The organism is Pseudanabaena biceps PCC 7429, assembly GCF_000332215.1.
GTDB classification, from domain to species: Bacteria; Cyanobacteriota; Cyanobacteriia; order Pseudanabaenales; family Pseudanabaenaceae; genus Pseudanabaena; species Pseudanabaena biceps.
Map to the genome: position 1 here is coordinate 1 of NZ_ALWB01000463.1, position 520 is coordinate 520.

General features: G+C 44.4%; 2 protein-coding genes. Both read left to right on the forward strand.

Annotation, left to right across the window (positions count from 1 at the left end; translation table 11 throughout):
- The coding region (locus tag PSE7429_RS23120) for an ATP-binding cassette domain-containing protein (RefSeq protein ID WP_009629841.1) at positions 1-239 on the forward strand (239 nt) is incomplete at its 5' end.
- The coding region (locus PSE7429_RS23125) for a DUF123 domain-containing protein (RefSeq protein WP_040690587.1) at positions 220-520 on the forward strand (301 nt) is incomplete at its 3' end. The genes PSE7429_RS23120 and PSE7429_RS23125, both read left to right, overlap by 20 nt.

Here is a 520-nt window from a genome sequence, read left to right on the forward strand (position 1 = left end):
TGAGCGGTGGAGAGCAGCAGAGAGTAGCAATAGCGGTGGCCATGGCCAACGATCCGCCAATAATTCTTGCAGACGAGCCTACAGGCGAACTGGATACGGAAACCGGGATGGAGATCATAAAATTATTCAAGAAACTAAACGAAGAGGGTAAAACTGTTATAATAGCCACCCATGATATGCGGTTGAAGGAATATGCCACCAGAATCCTTGAAATCAGAGATGGAAAAATTACCGGATAGTGGGGTTTACCTCCTTCTCATAAATAATCCGAAGAGGGGAGAAATTGAAATAGGGGCACTGGGCAATGTGCTTTTTTCCCCTGGCTACTATGTTTACGTGGGCTCCGCCCAGAGAAATTTGAGGAGGAGAGTTGAAAGACACAGGAGAAGGGAGAAGAGGTTGAAATGGCATATTGATTATTTCCTACAATATGCGCGTGTAGAGGAAGTCATTGCATATTCTTTACCGAAATCCTATGAGGAGAAAATATCCAGGATACTCTGTGAAAGGTATCCATTCG